This window comes from Rhodococcus sp. (in: high G+C Gram-positive bacteria) (assembly GCF_049286785.1).
Lineage (GTDB): Bacteria > Actinomycetota > Actinomycetes > Mycobacteriales > Mycobacteriaceae > Rhodococcus_F.
The window spans coordinates 1-2,235 of record NZ_JBAQEO010000714.1 but is presented as its reverse complement, the minus strand read 5'-3'; the positions used below and the strand labels follow the sequence as shown (position 1 = coordinate 2,235).

Annotated in this window: 2 pseudogenes; one reads left to right on the top strand and one right to left on the bottom strand. The window is 67.2% G+C overall.

What is annotated here, in order from left to right:
- Window positions 1-21 precede the first annotated feature (21 nt).
- A pseudogene (locus WAW17_RS25880) lies at window positions 22-562 on the top strand (Tn3 family transposase); the annotation flags it as partial.
- 57 nt (window positions 563-619) lie between these two features.
- Here WAW17_RS25880 and WAW17_RS25875 read toward each other — a convergent pair.
- Window positions 620-2,002: pseudogene (locus tag WAW17_RS25875) on the bottom strand (transposase); the annotation flags it as partial.
- Between the last annotated feature and the right edge of the window lie 233 nt (window positions 2,003-2,235).

Below are 2,235 nucleotides of genomic sequence, written 5' to 3'. Positions count from 1 at the left end.
GATTCGTTGAACGTCATCGACGTGGTGCAGCTCCAACGGGGCGGAAAAGTGCCCGAAGCCATCATCACCGACACCGGCTCATACTCCGACATCGTGTTCGGCCTGCTGCATCTGATCGGCATCAAATATCGGCCGCAGTTGGCGAACCTGCCCGATCAGCGGCTGTGGCGGTTCGACGACAACGCCGACTGCGGACCGCTCAACCAGGCCGCGGGGACACATCGACACCGCCAAGATCGCCGCGCACTGGGAGGACATGTGCAGGGTCGCCGTGTCGATCCATTCGTGTGAGGTCTCCGCCCACGACGTCACACGCATGATCTCCCGCGACGGCAACCCGACCCCGCTGGGCCAGGCCATCGCCCACTACGGCCGGATCTTCAAGACCCTGCACATCCTGCGCCTGGCCGACGACGAACCCTACCGGCGGGAGGGAAAAGCCCAAGCCAACCTCGTCGAAGGACGTCACGACCTGGCACGGCGGATCTACCACGGGAAGAAGGGCGAGATGGTGCGCACCTACTACGAAGGCATGGAAGACCAACTCTCCTCGCTCGGGTTGGTGCTCAATTGCACGGTTCTGTGGAACACCGTCTACAGCAACCGCGCCGTGACCGATCTTGCGTTCCACCTTCGGCCGGGTGGCCCGGTAGTCCGCGACCCAGTTCGGATGCTGTTGTCGTGCCCGGGCGTCGGACAGCTGCTGCTCGTATACCCCGACGTTGACGGTGCGTCCGGCGGCGGACTTGGTGCACTGCTCACGCAGCGGGCACCCTGCGCACCCCGCACCGAAGCGGGCGGCTCCGGACCCGTCCTTGCCGCGCCGGATCTGTGCGGTGTGTCCGGCCGGGCAAGTGACGGTGTCGGCCTGCAGGTCGATGTCGAAACGGTCTTTGGCGAACATGCCGCCTGCGGCGACCGGCTGCTGGGTCTTGCACTTGTCCTCGATCCCGGCCCGCTCCAGCCGGTCATGCAACGGCCCGGTGCCGTAGGCGTTATCGCCGAACACACTCGCACCGCCCTCGCCGTGCGCACCGCCCTCGCCAGCTGCGCTGTGCTCGGTGTCCTCGCTGGGCTGCTCGAGCAGGTCGTCGATCAGGTCCTCGCCGTTGCCGTGCTCGCTGCCCTCGGTGTCGTCGGCGTGTTCATCGAGCAGATCGGCGATCAGGTCGCAGGCTGCGCCGGCGTCCCCGGCGTTGCCCGCGCTGACCGTGGTGGCGGTGATCAGCTCACTGACCGGGTCGATGCCCACATGCCCCTTGTAGCCGTCGAAGCCCCGCGCCGCGGTCTTGTGCCCGTGCCGGGCCTGCGGGTCCACGGTGGAGATCACCCGGTCTTTCGCGACCCGCCGGGCGATCCGGAACACCCCCGCCTCATCCTGGTCCAGGTCCTGGCCGAGCACGGTGGCCAGCAGCTGTACGGCCTGCCTCAGCTCCTCGGACAGCGCGCGTCCGTCCAGCACCGTGAGCAATGCCATGCCGTCTTTGGCCAGCGCATCGACCATCTGCACCCGGGCATCCGGGTCGTCGTAGTCACAGACCGGCTTACCCGCGGCGGTGTAGTCGTCGTCGCGGGCCGCCGCCGCCCGCAACTCGCCGGCCAGGGCGCTGTCGGCGCACCTGAGCAGCCCCCGGATCGCCGAACGGATCAAGGTGACGGTGTCCATCGTGGCCACCGCGTCATACAACGGCGTCGAGTCCAACACCCGTGTACGCCCGACCAGCCCCGCCGCCTTGCACACGTCCAGCACCGTATCGAAGATCCGGTTCGGCGCATCCGAGGCAGCCAGCCGGGCCCGCATGTCCACCAGCACCGTGTGCACGAACCCCGGGTAGTCGAAATCCAGGCCCCCGGCCGCGTACTTCCACCGCGCATCGAAACAGAACCGGTCCACGGCCTCCCGATCGCTGCAGCCCTCGATCCGCTGCAGCACCATCACCGTCGCCACGATCATCGGCGGCACGCTGCGCCGGCCGACATCGGTGAACAGGTCCGCGAACATCTCATCCGGGAACAGTCGGTGGCACTCCCGATGCAACAACCCGTAGATCGACCCCGCCGCGACGCGCGCCTCACAGAACCCGATCGTGGACCGGAACAGATCCGCCTGCGTCGGCGTCAGCCCCAACGTCACGACTCACCCCAAGATCGATGCCCTTGCGCCATAAGGACATTCTCCCGGAAAGATCAACATCACCTGGGACCGCCACGCCGCGAAAAACACCAGCCACCTAG